The 1,505-nt window shown below is 76.3% G+C and carries 1 protein-coding gene and 1 pseudogene; one reads left to right on the top strand and one right to left on the bottom strand.

Translation table 11 applies throughout. From position 1 onward, the window contains the following. Positions 1 to 248 (top strand): annotated as a pseudogene (locus AB0G02_RS39705) (transcriptional regulator); the annotation flags it as partial. Positions 249 to 444: 196 nt separating this feature from the next. Here the strand turns inward: AB0G02_RS39705 and AB0G02_RS39700 are convergent. Continuing rightward, the coding region (locus AB0G02_RS39700; RefSeq protein ID WP_360805542.1) for a PLP-dependent aminotransferase family protein at positions 445 to 1,505 on the bottom strand (1,061 nt) is incomplete at its 5' end.

Here is a 1,505-nt window from a genome sequence, read left to right as displayed (position 1 = left end):
GCGTCGCGAGCGCCGACTTCCGGCGGCTCTGGGCCGAGCACGAGGTGGCGGTCCGGCGCGTCGCCGTCAAGACCCTGCTGCACCCGCGCGCGGGCCGCCTGCGGCTGGACTGCGAAACCCTGGTCACGCCCGACCTGAGCCAGCAGCTGCTGGTGCTCACCCCGGCCGACGCCGAGTCCCGCGAGCGGGTGGAGCTGCTCGGGGTGCTGGGCACGGAGGAGTTCCCCGCGAGCACCGCCGGGTGGTGACCCGCCTTCCGCCGCAACGGGTGGTGCTGTGCCGGGTGGACGGAGAGTGGCCGCCGGGCGTGCCGGATCGACCTCTCGGGTGTCGCGGTCGCGGCGTGCAGCCCTCCTGCGCACGGACCCGATGCGGCGCGACCGGGAACCGGCGTGGAGCGCGGTCGTTCCGGCGGTCGCGCGTGGCGGTGCGAGGCAGGGCAGGTCACCTCAGCGCGTCGAGCAGTGCGCCGACCGCGGCGGAGTAGGCGTGACCCGGCGGCGTGGCGTACCCGACCACCAGACCGACGGGGTGGGACGTGTCCGACCGGGTGTACCCGTCCAGCGCCGGCACCCGCACCGAGGCCGAGCGCAGCCGGACGGCGAAGTCCAGTTCCCGCGCGGGTGGCAGGCGCAGGATGGCGTGCAGCCCCGCCGCGATCCCCACGACCTCGGCGTCGGGCAGCCGGTCGGCCACGGCGCGCACGAGGTCGTCACGCCTGCGCCGGTACGCCAGCCGTGACGACCTGAGGTGCCGGTCGTAGCCGCCGGACTCGATCAGCTCGGTCAGCGCGAGCTGGTCCAGCGGCGAGGTCTGGCGATCGGCCAGCCGCTTGGCCTCCGCCAGGTCGTCGAGGAGCGCGGGCGGGCAGGCGATCCAGCCCAGGCGGACCGCCGGGCCGAGCGACTTGCTGGTGGACCCGACGTAGATCACCCGGTCGGGCGCGTGCGGCTGGAGCGCGCCCACCGGTCGGCGGTCGTAGCGGAACTCGCCGTCGTAGTCGTCCTCCACGACCCACGTGTCGCGCGCCATCGACAGCAGGCGGGCCCGACGTTCCGGCGACATGCTCACACCCGTCGGGAACTGGTGCGCGGGCGTGCAGATCAGCAGGTCCGCCCCGGTCACGCCGTCCAGGACCATGCCCTCCGCGTCCACGGGCGCGTCGAGCACCCGCAGCCGTCCGGCGACGATCGCGACGTGGTCGGGCATGGCGGGGTCCTCCACGGCGGCGGTCCGCGCACCGCGCCCGGCCAGCACGGCGGTCACCAGGTTCAGCGCCTGGGTGTAGCCGGAGCAGACGACCAGGTGCCCCGGGTCGACCCGGACGCCGCGCACGCGGGCCAGGTAGCCGGCCAACGCCCGGCGCAGCTCGGGCCGCCCGCGCGGGTCGGTGTAGCCGAACGCCTCGGAGGGGGAGTCGCGCACCACCCGCGTCACCGCCCGGGTCCACGCCGCCCGCGGGAACGCCGAGGCGTCGGGCGCGCCGCGCCACGACCTGCGGCCCG

The organism is Actinosynnema sp. NPDC023658, from assembly GCF_040639995.1.
GTDB lineage: Bacteria > Actinomycetota > Actinomycetes > Mycobacteriales > Pseudonocardiaceae > Actinosynnema.
Note: the sequence above shows the minus strand (reverse complement) of the source record. Positions and strands in the feature narration are given on the sequence as shown.